We start from the raw sequence: 18,512 nt of genomic DNA, 5'->3' as shown, positions 1-18,512 counted from the left end.
CAAAGGGAGGCTAACGCCGACCTCCCTTTGGAATCCCTCGGCGCCCCAAAATCAAACTAATCTTCAAAGAAAAATTAAAATGAACGCAACCAGTATGCAATCGGCATCCATGCCTCAGGCATACTTTTGCCAGCATCCATGCAGGCAATTGCTCTCAAATTTTTCTTTTCAGGTTTGATTTGACGGGGAGGTTGCACCTGAGTTGAAGGATTGTTTTATGGCACTCGCTGATGTTGATAGAACTTAAAAAGCTGAATCAACGACTCTGACCCCATTGATTCTTGTAATGAAGGGGGCGAACTTTGAAATTGTACCGCATTATAAAAACACATTACTTTAATTACTGAAGGCGACAGTCCGAAAGTGGGCTTTGCCCATTAACATAAGAAATCGCGTGTTTTTTGATTGTAGTTGCCGTTTTATTTTTATTGCGTTTTGATCTCTTATACTGTTTACATCACGTTTTATATCGTGAAATTCATTTAGCTGTTTATTGTCGTTAAGTAGTGCATCGAACTGTTTAAAGTCACCAAGTTTATAGCCGTAATTTTGCACTAATGCAGCCGCTTGTTGGTAGGTATAAGGTGGGCTGGCTAACTTGTATTCGTTTTCTAATACTCCTTGAACTTTTAGCCAATTCTCCACTTGCTCAGCTAGGGGAGTGTTATTGTCATTGAGCAATTGTGGTATTTGCCTAAGTAGATAAAAGAGTTTTAGTTGCGATGGTTTGTATTTTTGTTTTAATGAATTTATTTCTTCATCTGCTGGTGGCTCCCAAGTAACTACCTCTATATTATCTTTGTGTGCGAGGTAGGATAGGAAGCCCATTTCGCCGCAGCAATTGATGGCTCCGGTCTTGGAGCTTTGGTTAGGCCAAATACCACCTTCCAGCACAACCACTTCAGGTGAAATATAGTTAAAGTAGTTCTCGATATCGACTAATTGAGGGTCATCAATATTGCCAAAATTGTGAGTTGTACCGATCAGCGCATACTGGTTACTTGCGAGTATCCAAGCATCAGATTGTGGTTTCGGTTTTTCGTTTGCAAAAACAGCTTGTGAGAGTAAAAGAAAAAAGACTAGATAGAATGGATTTAACACTTTAATTCCTTGTGTTTCAATTATCTAATATAATTTAATCCATAAAGTATTGTTCCTTCAATAGGCCTGCATTTGAAAATTCACTTTTTAGGCACTTCTTCGGCGTGTCCGTCACTTAATCGTAATGTTAGTGCTACTGCGGTGAGCTTTGATTCGACTAAGTCGTGGTTGCTGGTGGATTGTGGTGAGGGCACGCAGCATCAAATATTAAAAAGTGAACTGGCGAGCTATCACTTATCGGTGATTTTAATTACTCATTTACATGGTGATCATTGCTATGGCTTGCCGGGGCTAATTGCCTCTATTTCGTTGGCAGGGCGAAAAGAGCCAGTGTATTTAGTGGCGCCGAAAGCGGTGATTGATTTTGTATTAAGCGCGCTTAAATTCACCCAAATGGAAGCGGGTTTTGAGTTAATTTGCCGTGAGATTGAAACATTAGAACAGGCGCTTGATTTTAGTTTTTGTCAGGTGTCTATTCACCCATTAAAACACCGCGTACCAAGTGTTGCGTTTAATATAACGGAGTGCGATATTCCGCGAAAACTGCATCTTGATAAGTTGGCAAATGACGGTGTTGCAACGGGCAGCCATTATAACTTGCTGCAAAAAGGGCACGATGTGGAATACCAAGGTAAGTTGTTACGCGCCAAAGAATATACTTTTCCTAGTTGGCAGCCACGCAAGGTGATTATATGTGGCGATAACGAAAAGCCAGCATTGTTATCCAATGCCGTTGAAGATATCGACTTACTGGTGCACGAAGCCACCTTTACTCATAGTGATTTACATAAAGTTGGGTTGCATACCGGGCATAGCGATGCCAAACGCATTGCTGAATTTGCCGAGTTGTATCATATTTCGCGTCTTGCGCTGTTTCATTTTTCAAGCCGTTACCATGGCGAAGGTATGCTAGAGCCATTAGAAAACGAGGCAAAAAAATACTACAGCGGCGAGTTGCTGTTAGCTTTTGATGGCTTAGTGGTTGAAATTGACAAACAAAAGAACGCGTAAAGTGAGTTGTCATAGAAATGACCTGTCACCCAGTGGCTAAATGGTTTAAAATAAAAGCACTTTCATAGACAGTGCGAATTCATGCCAAAAAAAGATCCTTATTTAGACCGCGAACAACAAAAGTACGATAATCCAGTACCGAGTCGAGAGTTTATTCTAGACCACATCAGCAACCGAACTAAACCTGCAAATTTTGCCGATTTATGCGGCGAACTTAATGTATTTGAAGAAGAGCGCCAAATTGCGCTAAAACGTCGTTTACGCGCAATGGAGCGTGACGGTCAGTTACTTTTTAATAAACTAAAATGCTACTGCATTCCAGATAAAGTTGGTTTGGTAAAAGGTAAGGTTATTGGTCATCGCGAAGGATTTGGCTTTTTAGAGCTAGATGAAGGCGGTAAAGATTGGTTTATTCCAAAACACCAAATGGAGCAAGTGCTGCATGGTGACCGCGTATTAGCAAAACCAGCTAGCTTTGGTAAAAATGGCAAATGCGATGCGCGAATTGTGCGCGTACTTGAGGGCGACAGAGCCCCGATTATTGGCCGTTTTTTCCGTGAACACGGCATGGCCGTTGTGGTAGCGGAAGATCCACGCATTAGCCAAGATATTATGATTTTGCCGGGCTTTGAAGGTGATGCTAAGCACAACCAAATGGTGCAAATCGAAATCACACAGCGCCCAAGCAAGCGTATGAATGCGCTTGGTAAAGTGATTGATGTGCTTGGTGAACATATGGCGCCAGGCATGGAAATTGAGGTAGCACTGCGCAACCATGATATTCCTAACCAATGGCCAAAAGACCTTGAGCAGCAAATCGCGGGTTTAACCGATGAAGTGCTTGAAAAAGACAAAGAAGGGCGCATCGATTTACGTCATTTACCACTGGTAACTATTGACGGCGAAGATGCACGCGACTTTGATGATGCGGTATTCTGCGAAGCGAAAAAATCAGGCGGCTGGCGTTTATGGGTCGCGATTGCCGATGTATCGCACTATGTTAGTAAAAATAGCCCATTAGACCGTGAAGCCATTCAGCGTGGTAACTCGGTGTACTTCCCATCAGAAGTAATTCCAATGCTGCCAAAAGTGCTTTCTAACGGGTTATGTAGTTTAAATCCGAAAGTAGACCGCCTGTGTATGGTGGCCGAAATGACAGTATCGCAAACGGGTAAACTGTCGGGTTATCGTTTTTACCAAGCTGTGATGAATTCGCATGCGCGCTTAACCTACACCAAAGTAGGTGAGCTACTGGGCGGTGATGAAAATGCATTAGGTGAAGAAAATGCAGCACTGGTGCCGCATATTCGCGAATTACACTTAATGTATAAAACGCTGAAAGCAGCGCGTTTAGAGCGCGGCGCTATTGAATTTGAAACCAAAGAGCCGAAATTTATTTTTAACGCGCAGCGTAAAATCGAATCAATTGTTGCACTGAGCCGTAATGATGCACACAAACTGATTGAAGAGTGTATGATTTTAGCGAACGTTGCGGCGCCAGCACTTTACCGTGTGCATGACGAGCCTGATCCTGAAAAGCTAATGAACTTTAGCCAGTTTTTAGGTGAGTTGGGTATTGAAGTCACTATGCCGCAAGAGCCTACGCCAAAAGAAGTGGGTGAGCTATTTGACCGTTTAGAAAAACGCCCTGAAATTGAGCTTATTCAAACCATGTTGTTGCGCTCAATGAAACAAGCGGTATATCAGGCAGATAATATTGGTCACTTTGGCCTTGCGCTAAGTGCCTATGCACACTTTACCTCGCCAATTCGCCGTTACCCTGACTTAGTTGTGCATCGCGCAATTAAAGCCGTTATCAAAGAACAAGGGCAAAAAACATCGGGTGAATATGCCTACATTCAAGATGAGGTCGATCAGCTAGGTGAGCAGTGCTCAATGACCGAACGCCGCGCTGACGATGCGACTCGTGAAGTAGCTGATTGGCTGAAGTGTGAATTTATGCAAGACCGTGTTGGTGAAGTCTTTAGCGGTGTGATTTCATCGGTAACGAACTTTGGCCTATTTGTACGTTTAAATGACTTATACATTGACGGTATGGTGCATGTTACTTCACTTGGTAATGACTATTATCATTTCGATGCGAAAAAGCATTGTTTAATAGGTGAAAATAGCCGCAAAGTATTCCGTATGGGTGATGCTATTGATGTGCAAGTAGCGTCTGTTAGCCTTGATGATCGCCGCATAAATTTAACGCTTGGTGAAGAAACAGGGCAAGACCGCTATTCACGTCGCCGTGCACAAAAAGCTGTTAATGAAGCAACCAGTGTGCGCGACCAACTGCGTGCAGGGGCTATTCCTGAAAAAGGAAAAGGCAAAGGTAAGGGCAAGCCAAAACCCGTGGGGAAATCATCAGGTAAACCGACCAAGAAAAACAAAGCAGGCAAAAAGTCTGCTAGCAAAACCAAATCAAAAGCTTCGGCTGCTAAAAAGCGTCCGGGTAAAAATGCAAGAAAACGTGCTAAGAGCTAATTAAATGAGTAACGAATTAATTTTTGGCTTTCACTCAGTGGAAGCAATTTTAAATAAAGAACCTGAACGCTTTATCGAAATTTATGCGCTAAAAGGCCGCGAAGATAAACGCTTAAATCCAATTATTAATTTGGCGCGTCAATTTGGTGTGTCTATTCAATTTATGCAGCGTAAAGCACTCGATGATAAAGCCCGTGGCGAACAACACCAAGGTATTATTGCCCGCGTAAAAGAGGGTAAAAAGTACAACGAGAAAGATCTCGACCAGATCATTGCCAATAGCGATACGCCGTTTTTATTAGTACTTGATGGCGTAACCGACCCGCATAACTTAGGTGCCTGTTTACGTAATGCTGATGCAGCAGGTGTCGATGCGATTATTGTACCAAAAGACAAATCAGCCAAACTGAATGGTACTGCGCGTAAAGTTGCCTGTGGTGCGGCTGAAACCGTACCGCTTGTACAAGTAACAAACCTAGCACGTACCCTCCGCGATATTAAAGAAATGGGTGTTTGGGTTGTTGGCACTGCCGGTGAAACAGATGTTGAAGTATTTGATGCGAAACTAACAGGCCCAATGGCGATTGTAATGGGCGCAGAAGGCTCAGGCATGCGACGCTTAACTCGCGAACATTGTGATGAGCTGGTTAAAATTCCAATGGTGGGCACTGTTTCAAGCTTAAATGTATCGGTGGCAACTGGTATTTGTTTATTTGAGGTACTGCGTCAGCGCAGAGGCTAACCCCTTCAAAATAATTTATGTAAAAGGTCGCTTTGCGACCTTTTTTGTTATTAAACAGTGCTCTTTTTAGAATAACGGTCTATATATTTTAAAGTTGAACTTAAAGCTATGGAACTTGTTATGTCACTGCACCAATTAATTTACCAAAGTAGAGAAGCGCGCCCTTTAAGCAATCAGGACTTTGCAGATATTTTAGATGTCGCTCGTAAATTTAATGAGAGCCAAGGAGTTACAGGTTGCCTTTTTTATAATGGTGGGTGGTTGCTTCAAGTGCTCGAAGGGGAACAAACTACAATAGATAATTTGTATCAAAAAATATTGAAAGATGAACGTCATAAAGATTGTAACTTGTTGTATTTTGAACCGGTTGATAAACGTGTATTTTCCAAATGGACTATGGGGATGATCAACCTAGAAACTGAGAAAAACAGCAAATACAGTGAACTAAAATCGGCAATGGAAGAATTTGAGTCAGGCCAAGTGGCAATCCCACTTGCCATTAAGTTGTTTAGAATATTTACCCACGATTTTACACCTAAATCAATTTAGCAAATAAGTTAGAGGGCAAAGATTAACACGCTCTAGTTTGCTGACTGTAAAATATAAAAAAGCCGCGTAATTGCGGCTTTTTAAGTTTTAGTTTTACCTGATAAATTAATCTTCTAGGTAAACAATTTCACCTAAATTAAGTGATTCAAGCTCAGCTTTAATTTTTGCGACATCACCAACAATAACCCACGTCATTTGGTTTTGCTTGATAAGGTCTTTAGCCTGTTTCTTCACATCGCTAAGTGTTGTTTTTTGTACTTTTGAACCATATTGCTCTAAGTCTGATACATCTTTACCTGTTGCATATGCATCCGATAATGCACCAAGTAACGACCATTTCTTTTCAAAGCGCCCTGGTTGCTTAGCAACCTTATTGCTAACTACTTTGTTTAGCTCTTCAGTTGTTGCAGGCTTTTTGCCTGTGTAGTTTTCAAGCTCTTTAACAATTTCCTGAATCGACTCTTTTGTTTTGTCGGTTTGCACCGGTGCGTAAACAAAGAAAGGCGATTGTCCTTTAACGTTAAGCAGTGCTGAGCGAGCGCCATATGACCAGCCTTTATCTTCACGTAAATTCATATTGATACGTGAGGTAAACGAACCGCCAATGATGGTATTCATAATATCTAATTTGATATCTTGATCGTTTGCGAGCTCGTCGCGTGATTGGCCAAGTAAACCTGCCACAATTAATGACTGTGGTGAATCAGGTTTATCTAATACATACACTTTTGCATTTTTTGCAGGTGTTACTTTTGCTAAGTTAACCGCAGGTTTTTCACTGTTAGGAGCTTGCCAGTTTGCCAGCGTTTTGTTGAGAGTTGTTGTTAGCTCATCCAATGAAATATCACCAACTACAACTAAACGTGCGTTATCTGGACGTAACCAAGTATTTTTGAAGTTTACCAGGTCATCACGAGTGAATGACTTAACCGTTTCAACATAACCCGAACCTGTTAAAGGCTGCGCGTAAGCGTGATTTTCACCGTATAATCGCGGTGGTAATTCACGTAGCGCATTGCTCATTGGTGTCGATTTTTCTTTGTTAATGCCATCTAGCGTTAGCTTGCGAATACGTTCAATATCTTGCTCGCTAAATGCTGGGTCAAGAAGTGCTTGTGAGAAAAGCTCAGCACTGCGCTGCCAATTCACTTTTAATGCACTTAGGCTTAGATCTGCGTTATCTAGACTTGCACCTGAATATAGCGATGCACCAATTTTTTCAAGTTCAGCAGCAAGTTCTAGGCTTGATAGCTCGCTGGTACCTTCGCGCAGCATTTTCATGGCAAATAGTGCAAGGCCAGCTTTATCTCCGGTAGTTGATGAAAAACCACCATTAAACTTAAGTTCCATATTGATGCTTGGCGTGTCAGAGCGCTCTGCAAGTACTACTTCTAGGCCATTATCTAAACGTGCTGTTTGCACTTTTGGTAGTTTTAATTCTGGTAACGAATCAACACTTGGTACTTTGCTTCTGTCTGCACTTGTATTGCTGTGAGAAAGCTTTTCGAATGGTTCAATTGTCAGTACAAAATCGCCATCAGTAAGCCATGTTTGGCCTGCTTGCTGAATGTCTGAGGCGGTTGCAGCGTTTTGAATTGCTTGCTGCTTTTTATAAAAAACAGGGTCGCCATGATACACCATGCCTGACGCTAGAATGTCAGACTTACCGCCAAAACCGCCAACACCTTCAACATTTTTAACCCAGCTTGCTGCATTTGAGAATTTAATGCGATTTAGCTCTTCGCTTGTTGGGCCTTCGTTAATGAGTTTCGCAAGTTCTTCATCAATAATCGCCTCAACTTCATTTAAATCAACGCCAGGAAGTGTATCAACACCAATCATTATTTGACCAGCCATGGTGCGAGCATAATTAAATGCAAAAGCCATAGATGCTTTTTGTTCTTGATAAACAAGGCGCTTGTATAAACGACTGTTTTTACCGCCAGCCAATACATCAGCTAGCAATGATAAGTATTCGCTATCTGCGGTGCCTTTTTCAGCGGTATTCCATACTTTTAAAATACGCGGATTAGGAACGCGATCTTGCATTGTCATGCGTTTAGTACCAGTGCGTTTAGCAACCCAAGTGTCGATTTGTGCCACAGGTTTACCCGGTTTAATGTCACCAAAGTATTTGTTAACTTTTTCTTTAGCTGTAGCCACGTCAATATCACCAGCTAATACTAATACTGCGTTATTTGGGCCATAATAGTCTTTAAACCATTGGTGCACATCATCAAGAGATGCAGCATTTAAATCTTCCATTGAACCGATAACTGACCACGAGTAAGGGTGACCTTTCGGGAATGTGTTTTCGGCTACTGCGCCCCACATTTTGCCATAAGGTCGTGCTTCACCTTGGCGTTTTTCATTTTGTACAACACCGCGTTGTTCATCTAGTTTTTCTTGAGTGATTGCGCCAAGTAAATGACCCATACGGTCAGATTCCATCCAAAGCGCCATATCTAATGCGGTTGTTGGTACGTTTTGGAAGTAGTTTGTACGGTCGCTGTTAGTTGTCCCGTTTTGCTCTGTAGCACCAGCTTTTTCAAATGGACCAAAATATTCATCGTTATAGTTTTCACTACCGTTAAACATTAAGTGTTCAAACAAATGCGCAAAGCCGGTTTTGCCTAACTTTTCATGTTTTGAACCAACGTTATACCAAACGTTTACAGCAACAATAGGTGCTTTTTTGTCAGTGTGAACAATCACTTTCATGCCGTTATCTAGCGTGAAAGAGTCATAACTTACGTCAACGCTCGGCAAATTAATTGCTGCGCCTGTTTGTTGCTGTGAAGTTGTTGAGGTTGTGCTATTACAGCCTGTTAGGGCCAAAGAAACAGCCACCGTAAGTGCCGTTAAAGTGAGTTTTTGCATTAATTCTATCCTTGGTAAATTAGAGGGTGTTGTCCTTTGAAGCGCTGAATTATTGTACGTTTGATGCTAAAAGCCTTAATAGCCAATGCCAATTGTGTGTTAGCAATCAGTATGCATCTCACGCAATCTTGGTTTATTCCATTAAAGACAATTGCATTTAGCTTCAGTAACAACATAGGTCAATATGCCACTGGTTATAAAACACCAAGCGAATTTCAATTGCAAGATTATGGTTTAACAGATGTAAACAGCTTTAAGATAGCTTCGAGTGTTAAAGAATATAAGTAGCTTGCGTAAACTAAACTTTTAACAAGCTACTTAGTCTTGGTATAATAGTAAATTCACTGTCGCTTTGAGAATGATGTATGTTCAAGTTTATCGTTAAATTACACCCTGAAATATCGATTAAAAGTAAATCTGTTCGCAAACGTTTTACCAAACTTTTAGCATCGAATGTTAAAAACATGGTTATTCGTGTTCATGAAGATGCGAAAGTAATTCAAAACTGGGACAACATTGTAGTGATGTGTAAAAACCAAGATGAAGCTGTTCGTCTTGGTTTAATCGATACGCTAAAGCGCGTACCGGGTATTGTGCAATTTATTGAAGTACAAGAAACTACCTTTGAATCTTTAGATGATATTTACCAAGTTGCGCTTGAGCTCAATAAAGAGCGTTTAAAAGGTAAAACGTTCTGCGTGCGTTGTAAGCGTCAAGGCAAACACGACTTCACCTCAAGCGATGTAGAGCGTTATGTTGGTGGTGGTTTAAATCAGAATGTCGAAGGTGCTCAGGTTAAACTGCAAAAACCTGAAATCACAGTAAAAGTAGAAATTAAAAACGAATTTGCTTACATCATTAAAGAAACACACTTTGGTTTAGGTGGCTTCCCGCTTCCTACCCAAGAAGATGTATTAAGCTTAATGTCGGGCGGTTTTGACTCGGGCGTTGCAAGCTATTTAATGATGCGCAAAGGAGCTCGTACTCACTTCTTATTTTTTAATCTTGGTGGTGCAACACACGAGATTGGCGTTAAGCAAGCAAGTTACTATTTGTGGAAACAATTTAGCTCAACACACCGTGTAAAGTTTATTAAGGTAGACTTTGAACCTGTTGTTGCTGAAATTCTAGAAAACATCGAAAACAGCCAAATGGGTGTGGTGCTTAAACGTATGATGATGCGTGCTGGTAGTGCAATTGCACAAAAGCTTGGCATTGATGCGTTGGTAACCGGTGAAAGCTTAGGTCAGGTTTCGAGCCAAACATTAGCAAACTTAAACGTGATTGACCGCGTAACTGAAACGCTAATTTTACGCCCGCTTATTCAACACGATAAGCAAGAAATTATCGATATTGCCCGTAACATTGGTACTTCAGAAATGGCTGAAGCAATGCCTGAATTCTGTGGCGTTATTTCTAAAAAGCCAACGGTAAAAGCCAAGCTTGATAAGATCATTGCAGAAGAAGAAAACTTCGATTTTGATGTGCTGGATACCGTTGTAAATAATGCACGTATTATGTGTATTAAAGAGATTGAAGCAGAAACTAAAGAAGAAGTTAAAGAAGCTGAGTCTGCTGCTGAATTGCCAAAGGGGGCGATCGTAATTGATATTCGCTCACCGGAAGAAGAGGATAACGATCCGTTAGAGCTTGAGGATATTGAAGTTAAACATTTACCATTTTATAAGTTAGCGACTCAATTTGGTGATTTACCAAAAGGTGAAGAGTACTACCTTTATTGTAAAAAAGGTGTAATGAGCCAATTACAAGCGCTTATCCTACATGAAGAAGGCTACACTAACGTTAAGGTGTATCGCCCTGAATAAGCGTTAAAAAGCGAGAGTTAAATGGGGTTGGATAGCAATATTCAGCCCCTTTTTTATGGATGTAGCCACAGATACTGTCGATTTCAGTTTGCTGCTGTTTAAATACATCGCGATTCATTGAAGAGAAGTTTTGTGCCGTAGCTCGCATCACGCGGTAGGCACTTTCAAGCGCACTATTGAGTGATATTTTCATCCCTTCTTTATTTGCTATAAACACCGCTTCATTTACCAGTCCAAAAATATCACTAGCATATTGTGGTGCTACAAGTGCACCATTTTTAACTTGATGCACAGCTGTTAATGGGTTTATTGCAATATTAATAATCAGCTTTTGCCAAAGCAGTGCGTTAATGTTTTGCTCGATAGTGATATTTGGCAAAGCATTTAACAAGTACTCAATTGCTTGTGTTTTTTGACCATTAGTTTTCAACGCGCCAATAAAGCTAGCGCCAAAACCTGTATGTTCGACAGTAAAATCTGCGTGCTTTAGGGCCGCCATGCTGGTGGTAAGAAAATATACCTGTTGCTTAGCAAGCTTTTGCTTTATTAAAGCAAGGTTTGGCATACCATTATGGCAGAGGATAACTGTTGCGGTGTCAGCTAGTTTGTTTTTAAGGGAATCTAAAACAGCATCAACTTGATGCGATTTTGTTGGAATGATGAGTTGTTCAATATGCTGAACTTCATCGCAAGTAGCAGTCGTTACTTTAAACTCGCAAAGTGAACGATTTAGCTCGTTAAAAAGCACTGTTTCAGTGTGCTTTTTTTTGTTTCTAACAATAAGGGTGATATCGAAATATTGACGCAAATAATACGCAAGCAATAAACCAATTGCGCCATGACCAACAATATGAAGCTTAGGCTTGTTCGCTGTGTTTTTGTTTTTCATAGCGTTTATGCCAGAAGTGGCTTACAACTAAATAACTCACAATACCTGCAACATCAGCAACAAAGTCAGCAAAAGAGGCTTGGCGATGAGGTAGCATACCTTGTACGTATTCTACGCCTGCGCCATAGGCTGCCAAAATTAGAATGTATAACCAAATTGGCGCTTTAAATGCGCGCTTTAAAAAGCCAGTTAAAACGAAGAATACGGAAAAATGTGCGAGTTTATCAATATGCGCAATACTGGCTACGGATGACTTAACTTCTTTAAAAAAGAGCAGGCTACAAGCAATAATAATCACTACAAATAACGCCTCACGACTCACACGAAACTTCCTCAAAAACAAGAAAGCCGAGTATAACAAATAGAAGTGCGCGACAATATGAAAAATTTGTAAGTTTAAATATGCGCTTTATAATACCAATTCAATTAAATAGCTAATCATGCTAGCGGGCTAAATATCATGCTCACTTCGTTATAATTTATCGATGTAGGATAACTACATAAAATAAATTCTGCCTTGTTAGTATTTCATTTATCCAGCGCTATATCTGATCACATATTTAACAGAATTGGTATAATCGCACCATTAGCACATTACGGAGATAGATAATGCCTTCATTTGATATCGTTTCTGAAGTAGAAATGACTGAAGCAAAAAACGCGGTTGATAATTCAAATCGTGAATTGGACACACGTTATGATTTTAGAGGGGTAGAAGCCTCGTTTGAATTCGCTAAAGAAATTATCACAATGAAAGCGGACTCTGATTTTCAACTGAATCAGATGTTCGATATTCTTGCTGCTAAAGCAGTTAAACGCGGCTTAGATGTGAAAAGCTTTGAAGTAAAAGATGTGGTTCACACAGGGAAAACTTACTCGCAGCAAGTAATGATTAAGCAAGGCATTGAAAAAGATATCGCTAAAAAAATAGTGAAGCTAATAAAAGACTCAAAAGTAAAAGTACAGTCAGCGATACAAGGTGAAGAAGTGCGCGTTACCGGTAAAAAACGTGACGACTTACAAGCGATTATGCAACTTGTAAGAGAAGCTGATTTAGGCCAACCATTTCAATTTAAAAACTTCCGCGATTAACATCCGCGATTTACATCCGCAATTAATTAAGTTTGATAAAAAAAGAGCCACATATGTGGCTCTTTTTTTTAAATTTTTCTTCGCAAACTTATTAGTGTAAGTAAACCTAATAAAGCAAATACGCTACCACCAGAAGAGCTTTCTGTTACCTCAGTAACCGGTGATACTGGGATATTTTGAACGGTTACTTGAATGCTTGCAGTGCTTGTTAAATTTGAATCACTGACAGTTACTTCAAAGGTTAACACTTGATTGCTTTCTACGTTGGGTGCTGTAAACGAAATATTTGCATCGGTTGTGCTTGAAAGTGAAACCGTTGGACCGCTGGTTTGTACCCAATTATAGCTTAGATTATCACCATCAGGGTCGCTTGCTTGTGCTGTTAAATTAACACTTTCGCCCTCATTGACTGTTATATTATTGCCTAGTGTCACAGTGGGGGCTTCATTTGCTCTTTTTACATTTACTTGCACGTAACCTGTAACACTCCCCTCGCCATCCGATACCGATAGTGCAAATTCCATTGCGGTATCAACACTTACCTCAGGTGCAGTGAAGCTCAATGTGGTCGTTGTTTCATTGTTTAATGCTACTGTAGGGCCGGAGATTTGTTGCCATTGATATGTCAGTGAATCACCATCTTCATCTGATACTGTGGCATCAATAGTTACTTGCTCATTAGCGACTACAGTAATTGAAGAAGCTAAATCAATCATTGGAAGTTTATTGATATGTATTACATTTACTGTAATAAACGCAGTTGTGCTTCCTTTGCCATCATTCGCGGTAAGTGAAAAAGTTAATGCTTCACTTGCGTTTAATTGTGGCGCAGTAAAAGCAAGTGTTGCACTGGTATCATCTTCAATTGTAACGGTTGTACCAGAGGTTTGCTGCCATAATAAGGTTATTGGATCATTGTCTGCATCATTAACTGTAGCTGTTATCTCAAATTCGTCACCTTCATTTATTGTTACAGAAGTATCTAGTTGAATAACAGGCAGTAAATTATTATCAACAGTATCCTCTATCTCTAAATAATTAAGATAGTGTGATATTAACGCGGCTTGACTACCTGAAGATAAGTGACTTAATGAACATGTATTAACGATTAGCTTTGCATTATTTACAACGCTTTGTATGCCACAATTACCAGATTCTGTTTTCCACTCTCCTGCATCCCAATCATAATATTGACCAGTTGCGGTTAAAAAAGTGGTTGAGTCGGTTTTCTCAATAAAATCTGAAACAGGTGGTGACACACTATTCTGTGAATAAATAGTTTCGTTAATGCTCTGACCGTTACTGAGTTCAACACTCTCTATTTTCTCAACATATATTTCGTTCTGTAATGCCGTTACACCTAATGTTGAGCTTAATTCAGGAGATAAATTAAAGGCATTTTCTCCTGCAACAATTATTTTGCTATTAAAGCGAGTGTAATCATCAATCAGAGATACTTCGTTAGCCGAAGCTGCTCTGTTCCGAGAATAAGCCCGAAGTGTTCCATCATCTAATCGTTGCCATGGCATACGAGCATTACCAAAATCAATAGATACAAATTTGAAGTTTGTGCTGGTTAATGGGAAAAGGAAATCAGCGTAATAAACAGGTAAAGTAAGGCTATCGTATATTTGCTTGGTATCGGTATTAAGTTCATGATCTAAATGAAAATGCACACCTGCAGACTCGCCATTATAAGCAAATACCTTTAAATGCTCAGCACTTTTGTAGCCGTTGGGAGTAATGGCATTAAATTGCAAATCTAGCTGCCCATTTTGGCTGATATAATCCTCTAGATTTATTTCAAATGGCGCGGAGACAGTCGTTTTAGATTCACCATTAATTAACAGTTCTAACTGCGCAACTTGGCTTAAATCATCACTGCTAATAGTTGCTTTGGCGTTATGTGATATCAGCGATTTATCGATAATTGAATCAACAGAAAAAGTAGCAATATTTGGATAAACTTGAGCTGTAATATTAGCGCCTGAATCATTAATTGTGATATTGCTGATATCCACACCTGTGTGTTTTGCTGAATAATTCTTACTGCTCGGCATTGACTGTGGTGAGAAGGTGTCGCCAGTATTAAATACATCATCTGCATTAGCATTTGCATTCAGTAATTCAATTTCATCTAAGTTATCGGCTTGAATTAGGCGGATAAGTTTGTTGTCAGAATAGCTATTATCGTTAGCAAAGTAACCCCAGTCGTTAAGCCCAGCATTAATATGCCAAATATTTAGTCCTTCAGCATAGATATTGGTATCGTTCCCCGTTTTATTACGATATTGCACAATAAAATATTCGTCATATTTATTTGTTGCTGTGGTATCGGTGCGTAATATTAGTGCATCTTGACTTGTTGAAGTCGGGGATAGTTGATAGTTAGTAACTGAAGTTGTGGCAAATTGAGGTGTTAGCCAACCCAAAGCAAATTTACTGAAGGCGCTGTGATCAGAGCTATTATTATCCATCATGTCCATACCGCCAGTTCCACCACGAGGGCCTATGCTGTCGTCATAATCATAATAGTCAGGTAAGCCAAGCGCGTGGCCAGTTTCATGGATTAACACAAGTGGCGAAAACGCATCACCTTCGTTGTATGATAGCCACTGCCATGAAATGGTACTAATGGTTTTACCATCGACTGTAAAAGAGTTATCACCAAAGCCAGAAAAGGTGCCCCACCAAAGGCTTGCCCATTCCCCAGGTGGTCCTGTCCAAATAACCGCAACGTAATCGATATCACCATCGCCATCGTTATCGTACTGACTAAAGTCATGACCAAGTGCATCATGGTGCTCAATGGCTTCTTTGATAATTTGTTGTTTTACTTCATAGGTATTGTTGCCATCATCAATTGGGCGGTTGTAGTCGGTTTTGTACCAGTCCAGTACATTACCTTGAATATCGAGTTGATTATAAGATGCACGTTGGTAGTATGCGCGTTGGCTTTCAAATGGAAAACTTGTAGATTCACCTTCACCAAATATTTTACTAGAAATAGCACTTTGAGAGTTATTTTCAGCGTGCAAATAATCTGGGAATTCAACTAATAACACCAGCATTTTTGGTGAACCCAAACTTGGAAAGTAGCCTTCAAATGGGTTTGCTTCAGCGGTTTGATTTTGTATAGCCTTCAGTTGCGGAAGGTGCTGCAAACGTTTGTGGTTGCCGTAAGTTCTTGCTTTTTTAGCTCTTTCACTTAAAGAGTTTTCAGTTTTGTAGCGTTTTAGCTGCTCTTGAGTTGGTGGTTGGAGTGCTTGAACTTGCATAGTAATTAGGGTACTAAAAGCAAGTAGCAGTTTGGTTAATTGGTTCATAGTTGCATCCATAACAAATCTATTGTCACTGTGTGATTTTTACACTCTAACATTTAACCAATAATTTATAGAACATAATTGCAGCTTTGAGTATGTTTTTAATTTGGCAGTTTAGACTTCTAAAATTGACATTTATACCTATCCCCTCCACAATACGCGCCTTAATTTTATAGCCTATTGGTGCCGTTTATTTTTTTGTTAGTTGCTTCATGATGAAGCTGAGCTTAAAAACAAACGGATAATCGGGAAGTTGGTGTGTAAGCATGAGGCTTATTAAATCCAGCGCTGCCCCCGCAACGGTGATGTGTTTTGTATTCATAAGCAAAATGCTCAGCCCGGAGACCGGCCAGTTGGTTTATGCTAACTATTAACATTGTGCGGTGGGCACAAGGGGATAATATGTATTACAAATCTAAGTTAGGTTTGGCACTTAGCCTTGCCTTGTCTTCTTCATACGCTTTAGCAAATACAGCTTCAAATGAACATGCAAAGCACGATATCGAAACCATTGTTGTAACAGCGAACAAACTCGAACAATCAATTGACCAAACGCTTGCCAGTGTGCAAGTGATTGATCGTGCAGAAATTGAGAAGTTAAATGTGCGTGATGTTCTGGGTTTGTTAGAAACACAAGCGGGAATTCAAGTAAACCGTAATGGTGGGCAAGGGCAAAATGCGAGCCTGATTGTACGTGGCTTAGAATCTCGTTACTCGTTAGTATTAATTGATGGCGTACGTGTTGGCTCAGCTACTTTAGGATATAAAAGCTTATCAACTTTACCACTAAATTCAGTTGAGCGTATTGAAATAGTTAAAGGTTCACGTGCAGCACAATATGGCTCAGATGCCTTGGCTGGTGTAATTAATATTATTACGCGTAAGGCGCAAGGGCACAGTATTGCATTTACATCTGGCTCAAATAGCTATGCTAACTTAGAAGGTACATCGCGTTTTTCAACCGAGTATGTTGATGTGGCACTTAATACAGGTTATGAGCGCACAGTTGGCTTTGATGTACTCGAAAATGATGCAACCAATTTTGCCGATCCAGACCAAGATGGTTACGATAATTTTAACCTTGGTGTAAACCTAACTCATAATAATGAATTACTAGGTCAACTTGGGTTGTTAGCGCAGTACTCTACGGGTGAAGTAGAATTTGATAATTACTACGACTACCAAGCGTCTACAGCGGATAAAACCGAGTATGAAAATTATCATATAAATGCTAATTGGATTAAGCAAGTGGGTGCATTTAGCCATAAAGTAGATGCGTCATTTAGCCAAGATCAAGATGATAGCTTTGGTACGGGTGAAAATTCTCGTTTTGCAACGGAGCGCGTGCAGCTAGACTACCTTACTACGTTTGAATTTTCAGACCATATTGATTTTAACGGTGGCCTAAATTGGCACCAGGATAAAATTGATACAACAAATCGTTATGATGAAACAAGCCGTGACGCATACGCTATATTTGCTGGTGTATTTTACGATAACAACACATTCCTAGCTAACCTAGCTATTCGCCACGACGACTATGAAGAAGTAGGTTCAGAGCAAACATATAACCTTGCTGGTGGTTACTATCTTCATGAAAATGCAGTCTTACGTTTAAGTCAAAGCACTGGTTTTAAAGCGCCAACGTTCAATGATTTATATTATCCAGGTTCGGGCAATGCTGCGCTTGAAGCAGAAACATCATTAAACCGCGAACTGGGTTTACGTGTAGATTTTGAACATGCAAGTGTTGATGTTGCAGTTTTCCGTAATGAGTTAACTAATAAAATTGCATGGGCACCAGCTCCAACGGCGGATAACCCATGGCGTTGGTCGCCATTTAATATTGCTGAGGCACGTTATGAAGGTGTTGAACTAACCACTAACTTTGCATTTTATGGTTTTGATAACACGCTAAACTTAAGTTATATCGATGCGCAAAAGGTTGATAACTCACCTGAGGCTATTGAGCGTTATAGCGATTTACCATTTGTATCAAATGAGAATGTGCGTTACAGCATTGCAAAACAATGGCAAGGCTTTGATGTTATAATAAGTGTTGCTTATCAATCAGAGCAAAAATCCACGCTAATAAGCAAAATTCCGTCACATATTTTGTGGGATTTAGCGGCTAACTACCAAATTCAAGAGCAATTATCGGTTACTGCACGAATAGAGAACCTATTCGATAAGGAATATATTCCAAGCCAAGGCTATGGTGTTGATATCAATGGTGACTGGGTAAGTGATGCGTTTTATCACTACAATGAAATTGGTCGACAGGTGTATGTTGGTATTGCGTACGAGTTTTAATTGCGTGATTTAACGTTTATCTATTTCGTAATTTGAAAGCCGCTATAAGCGGCTTTTTTTTATTGCGCTAGTAATGTCGCATAGTTAGCTGAGAACTTAGCTAATTTAGGGCCAATCATAATACTGCAATACGGCTGATTAGGATTATCACTGTAATAGTCCTGGTGATATGTTTCTGCATTATAAAAACGCTCAGCTGGGCATAACTGAGTAACCACTTTACTTGCAAATAGAGCTTGTTGGCTTGCTAACATTTTTAAGCTTGCCAGCTTTTGTATTTCATCTAAATAAAAGAT

General features: G+C 40.0%; 14 protein-coding genes and 1 riboswitch. Of the genes, 8 read left to right on the top strand and 6 right to left on the bottom strand.

Translation table 11 applies throughout. From position 1 onward, the window contains the following. Positions 1–336: 336 nt before the first annotated feature. The gene (locus ON073_RS17390) at positions 337–1,101 is read right to left on the bottom strand and encodes a hypothetical protein (protein ID WP_274763146.1); all 765 of its coding nucleotides are present in this window, start codon (positions 1,099–1,101) and stop codon (positions 337–339) included. A 72-nt stretch (positions 1,102–1,173) separates the two neighbouring features. Here ON073_RS17390 and ON073_RS17385 point away from each other — a divergent pair, with 72 nt between their 5' ends. The 4 genes from ON073_RS17385 to ON073_RS17370 all read left to right on the top strand — a co-directional run bounded on the left by ON073_RS17385 (position 1,174) and on the right by ON073_RS17370 (position 5,893). Beyond that, a complete protein-coding gene (locus tag ON073_RS17385) occupies positions 1,174–2,112 on the top strand; it encodes a ribonuclease Z (protein ID WP_274763145.1) in 939 nt (312 codons plus the stop codon). An 81-nt stretch (positions 2,113–2,193) separates the two neighbouring features. Next, entirely contained in the window at positions 2,194–4,602 is a 2,409-nt protein-coding gene (gene rnr, locus ON073_RS17380) for a ribonuclease R (protein ID WP_274763144.1), read from the top strand. A gap of 4 nt (positions 4,603–4,606) precedes the next feature. Next, the gene (gene rlmB, locus ON073_RS17375) at positions 4,607–5,344 is read left to right on the top strand and encodes a 23S rRNA (guanosine(2251)-2'-O)-methyltransferase RlmB (protein WP_274763143.1); all 738 of its coding nucleotides are present in this window, start codon (positions 4,607–4,609) and stop codon (positions 5,342–5,344) included. Between the two features lie 120 nt (positions 5,345–5,464). Next, on the top strand, positions 5,465–5,893 hold the full coding sequence (locus ON073_RS17370; RefSeq protein ID WP_274763142.1) for a BLUF domain-containing protein: 429 nt from the start codon (positions 5,465–5,467) through the stop codon (positions 5,891–5,893). A gap of 105 nt (positions 5,894–5,998) precedes the next feature. On the opposite strand, the gene ON073_RS17365 is transcribed toward ON073_RS17370, so the two are convergent. After that, on the bottom strand, positions 5,999–8,773 hold the full coding sequence (locus ON073_RS17365; RefSeq protein WP_274763141.1) for a M16 family metallopeptidase: 2,775 nt from the start codon (positions 8,771–8,773) through the stop codon (positions 5,999–6,001). A 111-nt stretch (positions 8,774–8,884) separates the two neighbouring features. Here ON073_RS17365 and ON073_RS17360 point away from each other — a divergent pair, with 111 nt between their 5' ends. Next, positions 8,885–9,061, top strand: coding sequence for a hypothetical protein (locus tag ON073_RS17360; protein WP_274763140.1), 177 nt, complete (start codon positions 8,885–8,887; stop codon positions 9,059–9,061). Between the two features lie 77 nt (positions 9,062–9,138). After that, complete coding sequence (gene thiI / locus ON073_RS17355; protein WP_274763139.1) at positions 9,139–10,599, top strand: tRNA uracil 4-sulfurtransferase ThiI; 1,461 nt, start codon at positions 9,139–9,141, stop codon at positions 10,597–10,599. Here the strand turns inward: thiI and ON073_RS17350 are convergent. Next, positions 10,577–11,488 carry a ketopantoate reductase family protein gene (locus tag ON073_RS17350; protein ID WP_274763138.1) on the bottom strand — a complete coding sequence of 304 codons (912 nt, stop codon included), beginning with the start codon at positions 11,486–11,488 and terminating at the stop codon, positions 10,577–10,579. The genes thiI and ON073_RS17350 overlap by 23 nt on opposite strands. Further along, entirely contained in the window at positions 11,457–11,849 is a 393-nt protein-coding gene (locus tag ON073_RS17345) for a VanZ family protein (protein ID WP_274763137.1), read from the bottom strand. Before ON073_RS17345 ends, ON073_RS17350 begins: the two co-directional genes overlap by 32 nt. A gap of 248 nt (positions 11,850–12,097) precedes the next feature. Here ON073_RS17345 and ON073_RS17340 point away from each other — a divergent pair, with 248 nt between their 5' ends. Then, a complete protein-coding gene (locus ON073_RS17340) occupies positions 12,098–12,580 on the top strand; it encodes a YajQ family cyclic di-GMP-binding protein (RefSeq protein ID WP_038637515.1) in 483 nt (160 codons plus the stop codon). Between the two features lie 68 nt (positions 12,581–12,648). Here the strand turns inward: ON073_RS17340 and ON073_RS17335 are convergent, their stop codons facing one another. After that, the gene (locus ON073_RS17335) at positions 12,649–15,906 is read right to left on the bottom strand and encodes a M6 family metalloprotease domain-containing protein (protein WP_274763136.1); all 3,258 of its coding nucleotides are present in this window, start codon (positions 15,904–15,906) and stop codon (positions 12,649–12,651) included. A gap of 186 nt (positions 15,907–16,092) precedes the next feature. Next, positions 16,093–16,271, top strand: a riboswitch (cobalamin riboswitch). A gap of 34 nt (positions 16,272–16,305) precedes the next feature. On the opposite strand from ON073_RS17335, the gene ON073_RS17330 reads away from it, so the two are divergent. Then, the gene (locus ON073_RS17330; protein WP_274763135.1) at positions 16,306–18,216 is read left to right on the top strand and encodes a TonB-dependent receptor domain-containing protein; all 1,911 of its coding nucleotides are present in this window, start codon (positions 16,306–16,308) and stop codon (positions 18,214–18,216) included. A 59-nt stretch (positions 18,217–18,275) separates the two neighbouring features. Here the strand turns inward: ON073_RS17330 and ON073_RS17325 are convergent. Further along, positions 18,276–18,512 (bottom strand): peptide-methionine (S)-S-oxide reductase (locus ON073_RS17325; RefSeq protein ID WP_274763134.1); only part of this gene is annotated, 237 nt, incomplete at its 5' end.

It is taken from the genome of Pseudoalteromonas sp. G4, assembly GCF_028875915.1.
Lineage (GTDB): Bacteria > Pseudomonadota > Gammaproteobacteria > Enterobacterales > Alteromonadaceae > Pseudoalteromonas.
The sequence above is the reverse complement of the archived record's forward strand: the minus strand, read 5'-3'. Positions and strand labels throughout refer to the sequence as shown.